The following is a 14,974-nucleotide window of genomic DNA, read 5'->3' on the forward strand; positions in this document are numbered from 1 at the left end:
GTATCATGCTCGGCAGCTATTGTCAGGAGAAAAAATTATGCCATCTTTCGATATTGTTTCGGAAATCGATATGCAGGAAGTCCTCAATGCGGTGGAAAACGCCACCCGCGAGCTGGGCACCCGCTGGGACTTTCGTAATGTGCCGGCCAGCTTTGAGCTGAATGAAAAAGCACAAACGATCAAAGCGGCCAGCGAATCTGATTTTCAGGTTAAGCAATTAATTGAAATTCTGCGGGAAAAGCTGGCAAAACGCGGAATTGAGGGCGGCTCGCTGGAAATCCCTGAAGAAATGGAGCACAGCGGTAAAACCTACAGCGTGGAAGCCAAGCTGAAACAGGGCATCGAAGCCACGTTGGCGAAGAAGATCGTCAAACTGATCAAAGACAGCAAGCTCAAGGTTCAGGCGCAGATTCAGGGCGAGCAGGTGCGCGTTACCGGGAAATCCCGCGATGACCTGCAAGGCGTGATCGCGCTGGTGCGCGGTGCCGGTCTGGGGCAACCCTTCCAGTTCAATAATTTCCGCGATTGATCCACGCTATTCCCGCTGCCGCTCATCCGTGGCGGAAATGCGTAGCTTGTGAATGAGGCGCCTGAGGCGCCTTTTTTGGGCTGTGACCTTTCTGTTTTTACCTCGTAATGTAAAGTTTTCCTGGTTGTGCTGACAAAAAATAAATTACATTTCAAATCAATGCGATGAAAAATTAAATCGCTATTTTCAATAGCTTACATCACTGTAAGTACTTCACAGAAAGTAAGCGGTAACGGTAAAAAAGTACACGCATGCTCATTTAGGATTCAGCGGATATTTCGATCAGAAATGCACCGTATTGTCTCGTGCATTGAGTGTGTCGAGCTTATTAAAAAAACTGTTTCCAGGAGAACATCATGAATCGTCGACACTTTCTTAAGGTCGCTGCCGGCAGTGCCATCACCACGATGGCTTTTAATGCTATTGCTCAAACGCAAGGCGGCAGTAGTTCTTCTGCAACAGTTGCAACAGTCATTCCATCATCGCTAAAAGAGCGTGGATCTATTTTGCCAACCCGGGGAAACATTGTTCGTTCTACTCTACCGCTGAATCAGGCGATACCTGGCATGCGTTACCGTACGCCGTATCGCTTTGGCATGGGAGGAACACAAATCGGTAATATTTTTGCCGCTATCAGCGATGAACAGGCGCATAACGTACTGGAAGCCGCCTGGGCGTCGGGGGTGCGTTATTTCGATACGTCGCCGTTTTATGGCTACGGATTGAGTGAATACCGTCTTGGGCGATTTTTGCGTGGCAAACAGCCAGATGAGTACATCGTTTCCACTAAAGTCGGCCGGGTGCTAAGACCAACGACCCAACCTGTGGCTAACGCCGCGTTGTGGGCATCTCCCGCGCCATTCAGTTATGAGTACGATTTCTCTGCTGCCGGTACGCGTCGTTCGGTTGAAGACAGTCTGCAACGGCTGGGTATACCCCAAATTGATATCGTCTATATCCACGATCTTTCACCGGATAACACCGAGTTACCGCTCCCCTGGCAGACGCATTTTACGCAGGCGGCTAAAGGCGCGATGGTGGAGCTGTCACGTATGCGGGATGAAGGGTTGATCCGTGGCTGGGGGTTTGGCATCAATACGCCTAATGCCGCGGTGCTGGCGGCCGAATCCGACGTGCCGACACCGGATATCGTGCTGCTGGCCTGCCAGTATTCGCTGCTGGACCATGCAGACACACTGAATAAAACCTTCCCGGTGCTACAAAAGAAAGGTATTTCCGTTGTGGTCGGCACCCCGCTGAATGACGGTTTTCTGGGTGGGCGTAGCCGTTACCATTTCAGCGATAAGATTCCGCCGGGTGCAGTCGAAAAACGTGCGCAACTGGCGACGATCGCCGATCGGTTTGGCGTTGATATTCGTACCGCAGCGCTGCAGTTTGCTGCCGCTCCCACTATCGTTTCAGCCGTGATCCCAGGGGCTCGCGTACCGGGGCAGGTACGGGCTAATGCGGATTCTATGAAGGTGGCGATTCCTCCTGCATTTTGGGAAACATTACGCCGTGAAGGACTGATTGCACCCAATGCTCCGGTACCGGCCTGATTTAAGATGGCGCAAGCTTGCGCGGCTTGTTTGCGCCTGTTTGTTGCAGGTGAGTGGACTGTGCGGCCTGCCCGTTTCTTTTGATTTACCGGGAGTAGGATAATGATAAAAAAGTTTGCGGTACTGGCGTTATGCCTGACAGGCGTTTCCCCGGTATTGTCTCTGGCCGCTAGTTCCTCGTTGGGGAATGGTGCTGAAGTCGTCAGGCCGGTGAGCCAACGTGATGTGATACAGGAAGAGAAAAACCGGGCGCTGGTCGTTGAATTCTATACCGAAGTGCTCAGCAACCGACGCGTCGATTTGGCTGATAAGTACCTGAGTGCGGATTACATTCAGCATAATCCGTATGCCGCTACCGGGCGGGACGCCTTTGTGGCCTTCTTCCGTGAGCTGTTTAGCCGCTATCCTCAATCCGAACACCGCATTATCCGCACCGCTACCGACGGCGATCTGGTTTATCTGCATGTATTTGCAAGAAATGATCTTACCGATCGGGGCCGTGCGGTGATGGATATCTTGCGTGTTGATAACGGCAAAATCGTGGAACACTGGGATGTGGTACAACCGATACCTGAAACGAGCGCCAATACCAACGGGATGTTTTGATACGGCTTGCTCCGGTTTGGGCAAGCCGTCGAACCCTATTGACTGACCAACTGCTCCAACTGCTGCCGGCTGGTCTTCTTGCGATCGATTTTCACGTAGGCGCTGAATTCATCCGGCACAATCACCACATCCGCCACGCCCGGATGCTGTTGCAGCTTATCGGACAGCGCATTATCCCGCAGCGCTTCATCCGGCAGGGTGATGCGCAGACTGCTCAGATAAGGCGGCTCCTGCATGGTGAAGCTGACCAGTAGCCAGACCAACCCCAGCAGCGCACCCGCGCTGAACACCAGCGATGCGCCATGCAGGTCGTACAGCGCGCCGCCGAGGCTGCCGCCAATCGCCACCCCGATAAACTGGGTGGTGGAATAGACCCCCATCGCGGTGCCTTTGTAACCGGCAGGCGACTCCTTGCTGATCAGGGATGGCAGTAGCGCTTCCATCACGTTGAATCCCAGGAAGAACAGCTGAATACCGATGAGTATCGGCCACAAGGCATGATTGCCTGCCTGTAGCAATACCAGCTCCGCCGCAATCAGAATCATAACGCAGGCAATAAATACCTGCTTCATCCGCCGTTTGACCTCGGCATAGATGACGAACGGCACGACGGCGGCGAACGACACCAGCATCGTCACCAGATAAACTTTCCAATGGTGTTGCGGCGCCAGGCCGGCCTGTTCCATCACTCGCGGTAATGCCACAAAGCTCGACATCAGCAGGATGTGCAGGCACATGATGCCGAAGTTGAGTTTCAGCAGCCGGCTGTTGGCCAGCACTTTGCTGACGCCGCCGCGAACGATGGCGGACTCGCGATTCAACACATGGGATGACGACGAGGGGATGACGGCCAGGGTAATAACGATAGCCAGCAGCGCCAGCAACGCGATCCCCCAGAACAGCACATTCAGACCTAACGCGTGGGTGACAATCGGGCCGACCACCATAGCGATAGCAAAGGTAATGCCGAAACTGACGCCGATGAACGCCATCGCTTTGGTACGGTTTTGCTCACGGGTTAAATCCGACAGCAGCGCCATGACCGCAGCGGATATCGCGCCGGAGCCCTGCAGCGCACGACCGAGAATAATGCCCCAGATCGAGTCGCTGAGCGCGGCGATGGCGCTACCCAGCACAAATATCAGCAGGCCGCCGACAATCAGCGGCTTACGTCCAATGCGGTCGGACATCAATCCGAATGGGATTTGGAAGATCGCCTGCATCAGGCCATAAATACCTATCGCAACGCCAATCAGCGATTCGCTGGCACCCTGCAGGGCCATGCCGTATGTGGTCAGCACCGGAAGCACCATAAACATGCCCAGCATGCGAAGTGAAAAAACCAGACCCAGTCCCCATGTCGCCCTCTGCTCAACAGGGGTCATGCGATTATCGTTCATTGCTACCTCTGACATTTCGTTAGCGCTATTTTAGTGTCCGGGCACACAAGCGTAAACGACAGGTTTGTTTCTGTATTTGGCAAAACAGGGGAGGGGGATAAAAAATGTTCGCTATCAGGTTCGTTGTACGGCCGGTAGTGGTGATAGATATAAAATAACGCAATGAATTAGGCAGAGTTTTAACCTTTGCGCGGCGTCGGCGTTTTATGTGAAGGGAGCCACAGCGGAGCATCGCGGTGGCAAGCAGGAGGGCACAGGTTAGTTCATGCTAACTCACTGTTTGCCCTCCATCATATGGCGTGTGTTTTCTCCGGCCCCCAAAAGCGAAAGCGCGAGATCCGGATACTCTGCTAAAGCAACGTTAGGACAGCGTGCGAAGGACATTGTCGATGTCAGACCGCCATTCTTCTGCGGAGACCGCTTTGAACGGCACGGCACCAACCGAGGCGCTTGAAATAATTACCATGGGGTCGAGATCGCGTGTGGGGTCGAGGTCGCGTAGTAGCATAAGGCTGCTCTTGAGGTCCGATTTCGATCCGCCTTCATACCAATTGGTACGCGTCTCCCAAATTCCGTGATTCATATACAGAGTGTCTCCGGTAAAGAGGTATGTCTGCCCATGAACTGACCGAACCAGAAAACACACGCTGCCTTTGGTGTGACCGGGTGTTGGTATTACCTCAATGTTGCCCTGAAGGGTTTCCCTGTCATCGAATAGGTAATCAACCGGCGTTACCTTTCTGGCGACCGGTTCTTCCAGCCGGTGGCAACAGAGTTTCGAGCCAAAAAGCGTCTTGATCTCGGCGAGCGCGCCGCCTACCTCGTCCCGGTGGCTCAAAAACTGATAGGCTATCCCGCCCAGTTCTTGAATGTGTTGATACTCCTCCCGCGAGCCGGAGTTGTAAAAGAGGATGTTGCCGGTGTCTTGTACCAGCAGGTAGGCGTGGGAGTTTACGCCCGAAAATGGGTGCTCTACACGGGTTTGCCAGAGATCGGGATAAATCTGTTTCATGTTTGCCTCCTTAGAGCTTTTACTGCCTGTTTAGCAGATTGCATTCCAGGACACATTACCTGTTCAGTCGACGCTAGGTGCGGGAAGACTCAGGAGTCTGGAAGTACATGTCTCCTTCGAGGTCGGAAAGCAGCGAAGGCATAATCGGGTTCCAGCCGAGCCTTTCCCGCGTCAGGCTGTTCGACGCGTCCAGGTCAAATGAAACAAAATGCGAGAACCATCCGAAGTGCGCTTCAGCTTCTGCCGGGGACTTCGAAACGATGGGCACGCCTAACCCACGACCGATAGCAATGGCGATGTCCCTGAACGGAATGCGTTCCTCGTCGACGGCATGATAGCGAGCGCCCGACGTACCTCGTTCCAGTGCGAGACGATACAACATGGCGGCATCAAGACGATGCACGGCTGGCCAGCAATTTTGGCCATCTCCAATGTAGGCTGAAACCCCCGTTCTGCGTGCAATGTCGATCAGTAAAGGTACGAACGCGTGGTCGCCTTCGCCGTGAACGGATGAGGCGAGCCGGACGATTGAGGTATGTACGCCCTTTGCGATTATCTTGTCGGCAGCGTCTTCCGTTGCTGCGCGGGGATTCGCGGCAGACCCCATCGCGGGCATGGAGTCCTCGGTGGTTCTTTGGCTCTTGGGAAGAATGCCAATGGCTGATGTAATCACAAGCCGGCGCGTAGACCCTTCCACAACGGATCCTAGCGCCTCGATCAGGCGGCGATCAGTTTCGCAGTTGGCCTGAAATTTGGAAAAATCATTGTCAAAGGCGGTATGGATAATGCCGTCACAGACCGCTGCCCCAGCGAGGACGCTATCGAGATCCTGAATATCGCCACGATGAGCCGACCCGCCGATGGCCCGTAAATCATCGGCGGACTTGTCCGAGTGGACAAGTCCGAGAACCTGGTATCCGTTAGCGATCAGTTCGCGGACAACCGCAGAGCCGACGAATCCGCTGGCTCCAGTAACAAAAATTCGCATGGTCGAGCCCCTTTTTCATTTCCTGGTGGAGAACACGGGTGAAAATAACGGCTGATGATTGCGGGTGATTGCGTTCCTCAATCTCAAGCTGTTGGGGCATTCTATTGAACCCGTTCTGTACGATCTATACCGGAAAATCCAAATATCTTTCGCTATCGTCCAGATTTGGGGGCGGCTTTTTTGGCAAAATGCTACCCTGAATTAAGAGGGAGGGATATGGCGTTCTTGGGGTTTCATCCGAACGTAAGTGCTAAGGCAACTAGTACTAAGGCAAGTAGTGCTAAGGCAAGTAGTGCTAAGGCAAGTTATGCTCGCGGTTTAACCGAGTGGCTATATTGCCTTGGCGAGCGCCCTATAATTCGCTTGAACGCGGTGCTGAACGCGCTTTCCGATTCATACCCAAGCGAAAAGGCGATGGTGGAAATCGGATCGTCTGAGTTCATTAGTCGATCGCTGGCGAGCAACATACGCCATCGCGTCAGATAATCGATTGGGGACGTACCGACAGTTTCTTTAAAACGTTGTGCGAATGAGGATCGTGACATTCCCGTCAGTTTGCCCAGTTCCTGAACCGTCCAGTTCAGTGCCGGTTTTTCATGCATGGCGGCGATTGCCGCCCCAACGTTTTTGTCGGCTAACGCTGATAGCAGCCCGACGCCGCGGCAATCCAGATGCAGCCTGAGCGCTTGCACCAGGATCATGTGCGCCAAATGCTGCAAGATGAGGACGCTGCCGGGCTGCGGTGCTCGCAGTTCCTGCATCATCCGTTCGACCAGCCACCGCAGTGTCGTTTGATCCGAGGTACTACGGATGTGGACGATGTGGGGCAAAAGCTTCAACAGCATGTCGGCATGCAGTTCGGAAACGGAGAAACGGCTACTGACGATAAATACGTCGCCACCGCCGTTCCAGCTAACTATGCCGCCGCTTTCCGCTCCCGTGAACACCTCTGCCGCTTGCACCGGCTGAACACCCATTTGGCTGGCAAGGTGAAATGGCTCTCCTCGTGGAAGAACAAAACAGTCGCCGCTTTCGAGTTGAAGCGGCTCGTCAACCCCTTCCACCGCTAGCCAGCAGCGACCCGTGACTATCGCACCACTCTTGATGGTTCCCGTTTGGTCGGGGAATTGAATCGCCCAGTCGCCGCCGCCGTCGAATCCGGTAGACATGTAATTCACTGGCTTCAATAAAGCTAAAACATCGGAAAGAGGATCCATCAGCGCTCGCGGACGATTGGCAAATAAAAGTGGGTTTTTATCCTAAAGCGTCCGGCGTTTGGGGACCAGATTTTTCAGCGTTTCCCGACTTACTCGATACTCAGCGAGGCTTGCTGGGGGAGGGGAGAGCGGACGTGTGAATGTGATTTTGGTCAGGCTGATGCTTGGAAAAACTCGCAGTGGTGTGGCTGGTCTTGGCGTAGATTAGCCAAATTCGGCGCCGTTCATCGCATGAAATAAAAAACAGACGGGCAAGCCCGTCTGTCTGTAAGCGTGTGCTGATGAATATCAGTGCAGGTAAGTCAGCAGGGTTTCCTGCATCGGCGCCATTGAATCCACCGACATCATGACGCTCAGGGACGTGATGGCCACGATGGAAAACACGAACAGCTTTCTTGCCCACACGCGATCGTCGTTCGGGTTTTTGTAGCCGGACAACGCCATGCCGAGCCACCAGACGCTGACCGCCGCCGCCACCACCAGGTATTTGTACCCGGCGTAACCGCCCAGCGACAGCATCAGCGTCGCAATCATAAACGCCAGGATATACAGCGTAATATGATGCTTCGCCACTGAGATGCCTTTGACGACCGGCAGTACCGGAATATTGGCGGCCTGATAATCCTTAAAGCGGAAAATGGCGATGGCATAGGAGTGCGGCATTTGCCACAGGCTGAAAATCAGCAGCAGAATCAGCGCACCGGCGTCAAACTGGTTGCTGACGGCGCAATAGCCGATTACCGGCGGCGCGGCGCCTGACAGACTGCCAATCAACGTGCCGTAGACCGAATGGCGTTTCATGTACAGGCTGTAAACGCCGACATAGACCACAAACCCCATCACCGCCAGCCACATGGCCAGCGGATTTGCCGCGAGGTACAGTAACGTAAAGCCGGCAATACCCAACAGCGAAGCGTAAATCAGCGTGTTTTTCAGCGGAATCAGCCCCTTCACCAGAACCCGATTCTTGGTCCTCTCCATTTTTTTGTCGATATCGCGATCGATAACGTTGTTAAAGACGCAACCCGATGCAACGACCAGCGACACCCCGATCAGGGTCGCGACAAATAGCGGATAGTTGATGGTGCCTTTGGCCGCCAGCAAGAATCCACCGATAACGGAAATCAGGTTGCCAAAAATAATGCCCGGTTTGGTGACCTGCAGGTATTGCTTAATCATCATGTAAAAGGCTCGGTTACTGAATCATCATGTTGTGGTGCGCATTCATCATGATCCACAGGGATCCCACCACCACGATTGCGATAATCAGGGCGGTAAACACAATGGCTACCACATTCCAACGCTCTTCTGATGAGGTATTGAGATGCAGGAAGTACACCAGATGAACCAGAATCTGGACAACGGCGCAGCCCAGCACGGTCAGCAGAATGACGCTGTGGGAAGCCGAACCGTTCATCACCAGACCGAATGGAATAACGGTCAGGATGATGGACAGGACGAAACCAATCAGATAGGACTTCACGCTACCGTGGCTGGCGCCGGCATGATCGTGTGTGGAATGACTCATTACATCGCCCCCATCAGATAAACAACAGTGAAGACACAAATCCATACCACGTCAAGGAAGTGCCAGAACAGGCTCAGGCACATCAGACGGGTCTTATTGCGACTGGTCAGGCCGTATTTCGTTACCTGGATCATCATGATGGCAATCCAGATCAGACCGGAGGTCACGTGGATACCGTGGGTGCCGACCAGCGCAAAGAACGCGGACAGGAACGCGCTGCGGTCAGGACCGGCGCCTTCGGCGATCAGGTGATGGAATTCGTAGATTTCCATCCCGATGAACACCAGCCCGAACAGAAAGGTCAAACCCAGCCAGGCGTTAACCTGGCTCTTGTTGCCTTTGTTCATGGCAATCATCGCCATGCCGTAGGTGATACTACTGAACAGCAGGGCAAAAGTTTCCACCAGCACGAACTTCAGATCGAACAGTTCTTTGCCGCTTGGGCCGCCAGCGGTGCCGTTCACCAGAACGGCGTAGGTCGCGAACAACATCCCGAACAGGATGCAGTCGCTCATCAGGTAGATCCAGAAACCGAAGACCTTATTGGCGCCGGTGTCGTGGTGCCCATGCTCGGCATGGGCTGCATTGTGATGAGTTAACGTATCAGTGGACATTTTTCACGCCTGCTTTGCTGAGTTTATCGAAGTTTTGATTTTCGATTTGTTCGACCTCTTTAACCGGCACGTAGTAATCCACGTCCTGATTAAAGCTGTGCACGATCCAGGTCGCAACCATGCCCACAAAGCCGATAATCGCCAGCCACCAGATGTACCAGATCATCGCGAAACCAAATACCAGGCTGAATGCGGAGATGATCACGCCTGCGCCGGTATTCTTCGGCATATGAATTTCTTCATACTGGGCCGGTTTGCGATAAGCATCGCCTTTTTCTTTGATTTCCCAGAATGCATCGCGTTCCTGAATATGCGGCACAATGGCAAAGTTGTAGAACGGAGGCGGAGAAGATGTTGCCCATTCCAGCGTACGGCCATCCCACGGGTCGCCGGTCAGATCGCGGTTCTGGTCACGGTCGCGGATACTGACGGCAAACTGGATGATCTGGCACAGCACGCCCAGTGCAATCAGGCCGGCGCCGATAGAGGCCACCACCAGCAGCGGGTGGAATTCCGGATTGATCTGCTGGCTCAGGCGACGGGTCATCCCCATGAAGCCCAGCACGTACAGCGGCATAAAGGCGACGAAGAAGCCGATGATCCAGAACCAGAAGGCGCGTTTGCCCCAGGTTTCATTCAGCTTGAAGCCAAACGCTTTCGGGAACCAGTAAGTGATACCGGCAAAGCAGCCAAACACCACGCCGCCGATGATCACGTTATGGAAGTGAGCGATCAGGAACAGACTGTTGTGCAGTACAAAGTTGGCGCCCGGCACGGCCAGCAGTACCCCGGTCATACCACCGATGGAGAAGGTAATAATGAAGCCGGTGGTCCACAGCATGGCGGAATGCGGCTGAATGCGCCCCTGATACATGGTGAACAGCCAGTTGAAGATTTTAACCCCGGTCGGGATTGAAATAATCATCGTCGCTATACCGAAGAAGGCGTTAACGTTGGCGCCCGACCCCATGGTGAAGAAGTGGTGCAGCCAAACGATGAACGACAGGACGGTAATAGCGATGGTCGCCCATACCAGCGAGGTATAACCGAACAGACGCTTTTTACAGAAGGTTGCCACCACTTCGGAGTAAATACCGAAGACCGGCAGCACCAGAATGTACACTTCCGGATGGCCCCAGGCCCAAATCAGGTTGATGTACATCATCATGTTGCCGCCCATATCATTGGTGAAGAAATGGGTGCCGAGGTAACGGTCCAGCGTCAGCAGGGCGATGGTGACCGTCAGAATCGGGAAAGCGGCAATAATCAGTACGTTGGTGCACAACGCCGTCCAGGTGAACACCGGCATTTTCATCAGCGTCATGCCAGGCGCACGCATTTTCATGATGGTGGCGAAGAAGTTAACGCCAGTCAGCGTGGTACCTACACCGGAAATCTGGAGACTCCAGATCCAGTAGTCTACACCGACGCCGGGACTGTACTCCTTGCCTGACAGAGGCGGATAGGCTACCCAACCGGTCTGGGCGAACTCGCCGATTCCCAGAGACAGGTTGATAAGAATCACGCCGGCTACAAACAGCCAGAAGCTGAGTGAGTTCAGGAAGGGGAAGGCAACATCGCGTGCGCCGATCTGCAGCGGAACCGCCAGGTTCATCAGACCGACCACGAACGGCGTCGCCACGAAGAAGATCATGATCACGCCATGCGCGGTGAAGATCTGGTCATAGTGGTGAGGGTTGAGGAAACCCGCTTCACCGGCGGAGGCCAGCACCTGCTGACCACGCATCATGATGGCATCGGCGAAACCACGCAGCATCATCACCAGGCCGACGATGATGTACATGATACCGATTTTCTTGTGGTCCACGGAGGTGAACCACTCGGACCACAGCCATTTCCATTTACCAAAATAGGTAACGGCAGCCAGCAGCGCCAATCCGCCTACAATGATTGCCGCCACCGTGACCATGATAATCGGCTCATGGTAGGGGATCGCATCAAGAGTTAATTTTCCGAACATCGTTTATCCCTCGACTCCTTTTAATGAGAGGAGTGCTCGCTCATGTTCATGCCCTGGTGGTTCTGCATGCCTTCTTCTTTCTTAGGCTCGCCTTCGGCACCGTGCTGCATGTTCATGTTGTTGCCAATGAATTTGGTAATGATCTGGCTGAACAGCTCAGGTTGAACCTGAGAGTAGTACTCCACCGGATGGTACTCGGTCGGTTGCGCCAGTTTGTTAAAGTCATTCATCGTACTCAGCGTCTTGGATGACTTGCGTACATTCTCAACCCATTGGTCAAACGCTTGCTGATCCGGGGTCGCGATGGCGGTGAATTTCATGCCGGAGAACCCTTTGCCGCTATAACCGCCGGAAATGCCGTCGTACTTGCCCGGCTCGTTGGCGATCAGATGCAACTTGGTCTGCATACCTGCCATGGCGTAGATCTGACCACCAAGACGCGGAATAAAGAAGGAGTTCATCACCGTATCGGACGTAATCTTGAAATTGACCGGAACATTGGTCGGGAACGCCAGTTCATTGACCGTGGCGATGCCAAGGTCCGGGTAGATGAACAGCCATTTCCAGTCCAGCGACACCACTTCAACATTGATGGGTTTGACATTGGAATCCAGAGGCTTGTAGGGATCAAGCGAATGGGTGGTTTTCCAGGTGATCGTCCCAAGGATGATGATAATGATGATGGGAACCGTCCAGACAACGGCTTCGATTTTGTTGGAGTGCGACCAGTTTGGCGTGTACTTCGCTTTTTCGTTGGAAGCTCTGAACTTCCAGGCGAAGGCAATCGTCATAATGATCACCGGGATAACAACGATCAGCATCAAACCGAGTGCTGTCAGTATCAACGAACGTTGCTCTAACCCGACTTGTCCTTTGGGGTTCATCAATGCCATATCACAACCACTGAGGAGCAGTGCGGTTGCGATTAAAGACAACATCCCAAAAATTTTATTGTATTTCCTGAGTCTCATCTAGCGACCTCAATTACAAGGGCTCTATTGTCATTTCACGCGAGCGGGCATTTTACGGGAAGGTTACCGTACTGTAAACATGATTAAAGAGATGTCAGCCTGCTGTTTACAGTTTTTGCCTGACCTGTCACATCTGAGATACATTTCTCAAAATTACTTTTAAAAACAGTGGGTAAACCGACTACAGAAAAAGTATGTATCGCTTTTCAGGAATTACAACTATTTCTGAATACTATTTCGCTCTGGTGTTAATATTTCGTTTCTATAACGTTGCATTAAATAACATGGCCAGGCGAAATTATTAAGAATAATGAAATAAATGTTTCTACTCGCTGATGCCTGAGAAGAAAAATAATTTAATAAAGTGATAATAGATAATGGAGGTCCGTTTTTTAGCGATAGCCCCCATTTATTGATTTACAACCGGCTGATTTACAACCGGCTGATTTACCGACGGCGTGAAGATAGATAATCCAGCATGCCACCAAGCAGCATCGCCAGTACCGCCAGTATAGCGCCGGCGGCCATCAGTATCTTTTCCACGCCGGCCTTTCCCAACCAGCCCAGGCCCATCATTCCCCAGGCAATCAGCCCGCCGGCAAACAGCGCGCAGCCGATAAAAAACAGGCGGGAAGCCAGCGCATAAAAATGTGGATAGGCGTTGCGACGGGTGAAATCGCCTCCTGATTGCGTCTGTTCCAGCGATGGACGGCAAATTTTCAGCAAGAGCAGCCCTGGGACGGCGACGATGATCGAAAACAGGTAAAACCATGCCCAGCCATACAGTTCGACAAACCAGCCGGCAATCGGACCGACATAAACCCGTCCGACTGCCGACAGGGCGGACAGCAGGGCGAACTGGGTGGCGGAAAACGATTTGTTACAAAGCATCATCAATAACGCCACAAAGGCCGCGGTTCCCATGCCGCCGCACAAGTTCTCCAGAAATACCGCCGATGCCATGGTCACTAACTGCTTGTCCGTGACGGCCAGTAGCCAGTAACCGGCATTCGACACGGCTTGCAGCAGGCCGAACAGCATCAATGACCGGAACAGTGTCCAGCGTTGCATCAGCACTCCGCCGTATAGCGCGCCGATAATCGTGGCAAACAGACCCAGCGTTTTGTTGACCAATCCCACTTCGCCGGGATTAAAACCGACTCCTCGGATCAGAAAGGTGGTACTGAGGCTGACGGCAAACGCGTCCCCCAGTTTGTACAGCACAATCAACATCAGAATCAGCCAGGCATTATTGCGGCTGAAAAAATCTTTCAGCGGTGCGAAGACCGCCTGTTCAAGAGATCGTGGCGCAGGTTCTCTGACGACGGGTTCCGGCGACAGCCAGGTCGCCAGCGTACACAGTAACAAAAGACCCGCCATCAGCCAGTAGGTGGCGTGCCAGCCGAGAAAACGGTCGGCAATCCACAACGCCAGACCGCCGGAAACCAGCATGGCCAACCGGTAGCCCAGAACCGAAATGGCCGCGCCGCTGCCGCGTTCCTCGGGCGGCAGCAAATCGGTTTTGTATGCATCAAACACGATATCCTGCGATGCGGAACAGAACGCGATAATCACAGCCAGCATCGCCAGCCACCATAAATGATGCGAGGGGGTCAGCGTGCCGATAACGACAATCGCCGCGACCAGAGCCAGCTGCGTCACCAGCAGCCAGCCGCGGCGGCGCCCCATAAACGGCGGCGTGTAGCGGTCCATCAACGGCGACCACAGAAATTTGAAGACGTAGGCTTGCCCCACCAGCGAAAAGAACCCGATGGTTTTCAGATCCACATTCTCCACCGTCATCCACGCCTGCAACGTGCCGGAGGTCAGCGCCAGCGGTAAACCCGAGGCAAAACCCAAAATCAGAAGAATGACACTGTTGGGTTCACGGAAAAGCGACAAAAGACGGCTGAGCATGCGAGGTCCTTTTCCCTTGCCCTGACAGGGCAAGGGGATGAGACGAATAAACGATTACCGGGAGTTGGTTTTGATGAACGTGCTGATGCTGGTGTCCTGCGCCATATCGTTAATGACATCGCTCAGCACCTGATTGACCGACTCGGTAATCTTGCTGTTGGTCGCGGTAAGCGCACCCTGTACATTATAGCTGGCGCGATAGTTTTTGATCTGCTTATTGCCGTTGGCGGCTTGCGCGGTGATGGAGATATCCGCGCGGGTGGTGATGTTGTAGCGCAGGTTGCCTTCGGTGACATCCGCGTACAGGGTATTAACCACCACCTGCAGCGCCACCGGACCGCCGGTGCCGATCATGTAACCGCGGGCCGACATTTGTTTCTCCAGTACTTCCTGCAGCAGGAAACGCAGGTCGCGCGACGGCGTCAGCGTCACCAACTGGCCGTCACGATTGACCCGCGCCAGCGACTGGTCGGCACGCTGGTCGGCGCCGTTGATGCTGATGGTCACGCCCATCAGTGTCGGATCCTGCGAGGGCAGGGTGATTTTCGGGGTGACATCCAGCGTGTTGCTCTTGCTGGCACAGCCAGCCAGCACAAGGGCGGCGAACAGCGGGAAAATGAATTTTTTTAACATGCGTCTCTTCTCGTCATGA

The 14,974-nt window shown here is 53.6% G+C and carries 14 protein-coding genes; 3 read left to right on the plus strand and 11 right to left on the minus strand.

Going from position 1 to position 14,974, the window contains the following annotated elements; all coding sequences use genetic code 11:
• Positions 1-37 precede the first annotated feature (37 nt).
• From DDA898_RS05725 to DDA898_RS05735, 3 genes are all read left to right on the plus strand, one after another.
• Positions 38-529: a YajQ family cyclic di-GMP-binding protein gene (locus DDA898_RS05725; RefSeq protein ID WP_013316838.1), complete on the plus strand. Its 492-nt coding sequence runs from the start codon at positions 38-40 to the stop codon at positions 527-529.
• 566 nt (positions 530-1,095) lie between these two features.
• Positions 1,096-2,088 carry an aldo/keto reductase gene (locus DDA898_RS05730; RefSeq protein ID WP_236616707.1) on the plus strand — a complete coding sequence of 331 codons (993 nt, stop codon included), beginning with the start codon at positions 1,096-1,098 and terminating at the stop codon, positions 2,086-2,088.
• A gap of 102 nt (positions 2,089-2,190) precedes the next feature.
• Positions 2,191-2,694: a nuclear transport factor 2 family protein gene (locus DDA898_RS05735; RefSeq protein ID WP_050570207.1), complete on the plus strand. Its 504-nt coding sequence runs from the start codon at positions 2,191-2,193 to the stop codon at positions 2,692-2,694.
• A gap of 35 nt (positions 2,695-2,729) precedes the next feature.
• On the opposite strand, the gene DDA898_RS05740 is transcribed toward DDA898_RS05735, so the two are convergent.
• From DDA898_RS05740 to DDA898_RS05790, 11 genes are all read right to left on the minus strand, one after another.
• Positions 2,730-4,094, minus strand: coding sequence for an MFS transporter (locus DDA898_RS05740; RefSeq protein ID WP_038910515.1), 1,365 nt, complete (start codon positions 4,092-4,094; stop codon positions 2,730-2,732).
• A 361-nt stretch (positions 4,095-4,455) separates the two neighbouring features.
• Positions 4,456-5,106 carry an MBL fold metallo-hydrolase gene (locus DDA898_RS05745; protein ID WP_038910517.1) on the minus strand — a complete coding sequence of 217 codons (651 nt, stop codon included), beginning with the start codon at positions 5,104-5,106 and terminating at the stop codon, positions 4,456-4,458.
• A 73-nt stretch (positions 5,107-5,179) separates the two neighbouring features.
• Complete coding sequence (locus tag DDA898_RS05750) at positions 5,180-6,094, minus strand: SDR family oxidoreductase (protein ID WP_038910518.1); 915 nt, start codon at positions 6,092-6,094, stop codon at positions 5,180-5,182.
• Between the two features lie 305 nt (positions 6,095-6,399).
• The gene (locus tag DDA898_RS05755) at positions 6,400-7,311 is read right to left on the minus strand and encodes an AraC family transcriptional regulator (RefSeq protein ID WP_038910519.1); all 912 of its coding nucleotides are present in this window, start codon (positions 7,309-7,311) and stop codon (positions 6,400-6,402) included.
• A gap of 288 nt (positions 7,312-7,599) precedes the next feature.
• Positions 7,600-8,490, minus strand: a complete 891-nt coding sequence (cyoE, locus tag DDA898_RS05760; protein WP_033112244.1) for a heme o synthase — start codon at positions 8,488-8,490, stop codon at positions 7,600-7,602.
• Between the two features lie 16 nt (positions 8,491-8,506).
• Positions 8,507-8,839, minus strand: a complete 333-nt coding sequence (locus DDA898_RS05765; RefSeq protein WP_013316846.1) for a cytochrome o ubiquinol oxidase subunit IV — start codon at positions 8,837-8,839, stop codon at positions 8,507-8,509.
• Positions 8,839-9,453: a cytochrome o ubiquinol oxidase subunit III gene (locus DDA898_RS05770; protein ID WP_038910520.1), complete on the minus strand. Its 615-nt coding sequence runs from the start codon at positions 9,451-9,453 to the stop codon at positions 8,839-8,841. The genes DDA898_RS05765 and DDA898_RS05770 overlap by 1 nt, the downstream gene beginning before the upstream one ends.
• Entirely contained in the window at positions 9,443-11,434 is a 1,992-nt protein-coding gene (gene cyoB, locus DDA898_RS05775) for a cytochrome o ubiquinol oxidase subunit I (RefSeq protein ID WP_038910521.1), read from the minus strand. The genes DDA898_RS05770 and cyoB overlap by 11 nt, the downstream gene beginning before the upstream one ends.
• A 20-nt stretch (positions 11,435-11,454) precedes the next feature.
• On the minus strand, positions 11,455-12,405 hold the full coding sequence (gene cyoA, locus DDA898_RS05780; RefSeq protein ID WP_013316849.1) for a cytochrome o ubiquinol oxidase subunit II: 951 nt from the start codon (positions 12,403-12,405) through the stop codon (positions 11,455-11,457).
• Between the two features lie 447 nt (positions 12,406-12,852).
• Positions 12,853-14,322 carry a muropeptide MFS transporter AmpG gene (ampG, locus tag DDA898_RS05785; RefSeq protein WP_038910522.1) on the minus strand — a complete coding sequence of 490 codons (1,470 nt, stop codon included), beginning with the start codon at positions 14,320-14,322 and terminating at the stop codon, positions 12,853-12,855.
• Between the two features lie 54 nt (positions 14,323-14,376).
• Complete coding sequence (locus DDA898_RS05790; RefSeq protein WP_013316851.1) at positions 14,377-14,955, minus strand: lipoprotein; 579 nt, start codon at positions 14,953-14,955, stop codon at positions 14,377-14,379.
• Positions 14,956-14,974 lie beyond the last annotated feature (19 nt).

The sequence above is a fragment of the Dickeya dadantii NCPPB 898 genome (assembly GCF_000406145.1).
Taxonomy (GTDB): Bacteria; Pseudomonadota; Gammaproteobacteria; order Enterobacterales; family Enterobacteriaceae; genus Dickeya; species Dickeya dadantii.

Bases quoted from the DNA above. Each gene is read 5' to 3' on its own strand.
- DDA898_RS05790 (WP_013316851.1), bottom strand. From the start codon at position 14,955: ATGTTAAAAAAATTCATTTTCCCGCTGTTCGCCGCCCTTGTGCTGGCT.
- DDA898_RS05750 (WP_038910518.1), bottom strand. From the start codon at position 6,094: ATGCGAATTTTTGTTACTGGAGCCAGCGGATTCGTCGGCTCTGCGGTT.
- ampG (WP_038910522.1), bottom strand. From the start codon at position 14,322: ATGCTCAGCCGTCTTTTGTCGCTTTTCCGTGAACCCAACAGTGTCATT.
- DDA898_RS05765 (WP_013316846.1), bottom strand. From the start codon at position 8,839: ATGAGTCATTCCACACACGATCATGCCGGCGCCAGCCACGGTAGCGTG.
- DDA898_RS05745 (WP_038910517.1), bottom strand. From the start codon at position 5,106: ATGAAACAGATTTATCCCGATCTCTGGCAAACCCGTGTAGAGCACCCA.
- DDA898_RS05725 (WP_013316838.1), top strand. From the start codon at position 38: ATGCCATCTTTCGATATTGTTTCGGAAATCGATATGCAGGAAGTCCTC.
- DDA898_RS05770 (WP_038910520.1), bottom strand. From the start codon at position 9,453: ATGTCCACTGATACGTTAACTCATCACAATGCAGCCCATGCCGAGCAT.
- DDA898_RS05755 (WP_038910519.1), bottom strand. From the start codon at position 7,311: ATGGATCCTCTTTCCGATGTTTTAGCTTTATTGAAGCCAGTGAATTAC.
- cyoB (WP_038910521.1), bottom strand. From the start codon at position 11,434: ATGTTCGGAAAATTAACTCTTGATGCGATCCCCTACCATGAGCCGATT.
- cyoA (WP_013316849.1), bottom strand. From the start codon at position 12,405: ATGAGACTCAGGAAATACAATAAAATTTTTGGGATGTTGTCTTTAATC.
- DDA898_RS05730 (WP_236616707.1), top strand. From the start codon at position 1,096: ATGCGTTACCGTACGCCGTATCGCTTTGGCATGGGAGGAACACAAATC.
- DDA898_RS05740 (WP_038910515.1), bottom strand. From the start codon at position 4,094: ATGAACGATAATCGCATGACCCCTGTTGAGCAGAGGGCGACATGGGGA.
- cyoE (WP_033112244.1), bottom strand. From the start codon at position 8,490: ATGATTAAGCAATACCTGCAGGTCACCAAACCGGGCATTATTTTTGGC.
- DDA898_RS05735 (WP_050570207.1), top strand. From the start codon at position 2,191: ATGATAAAAAAGTTTGCGGTACTGGCGTTATGCCTGACAGGCGTTTCC.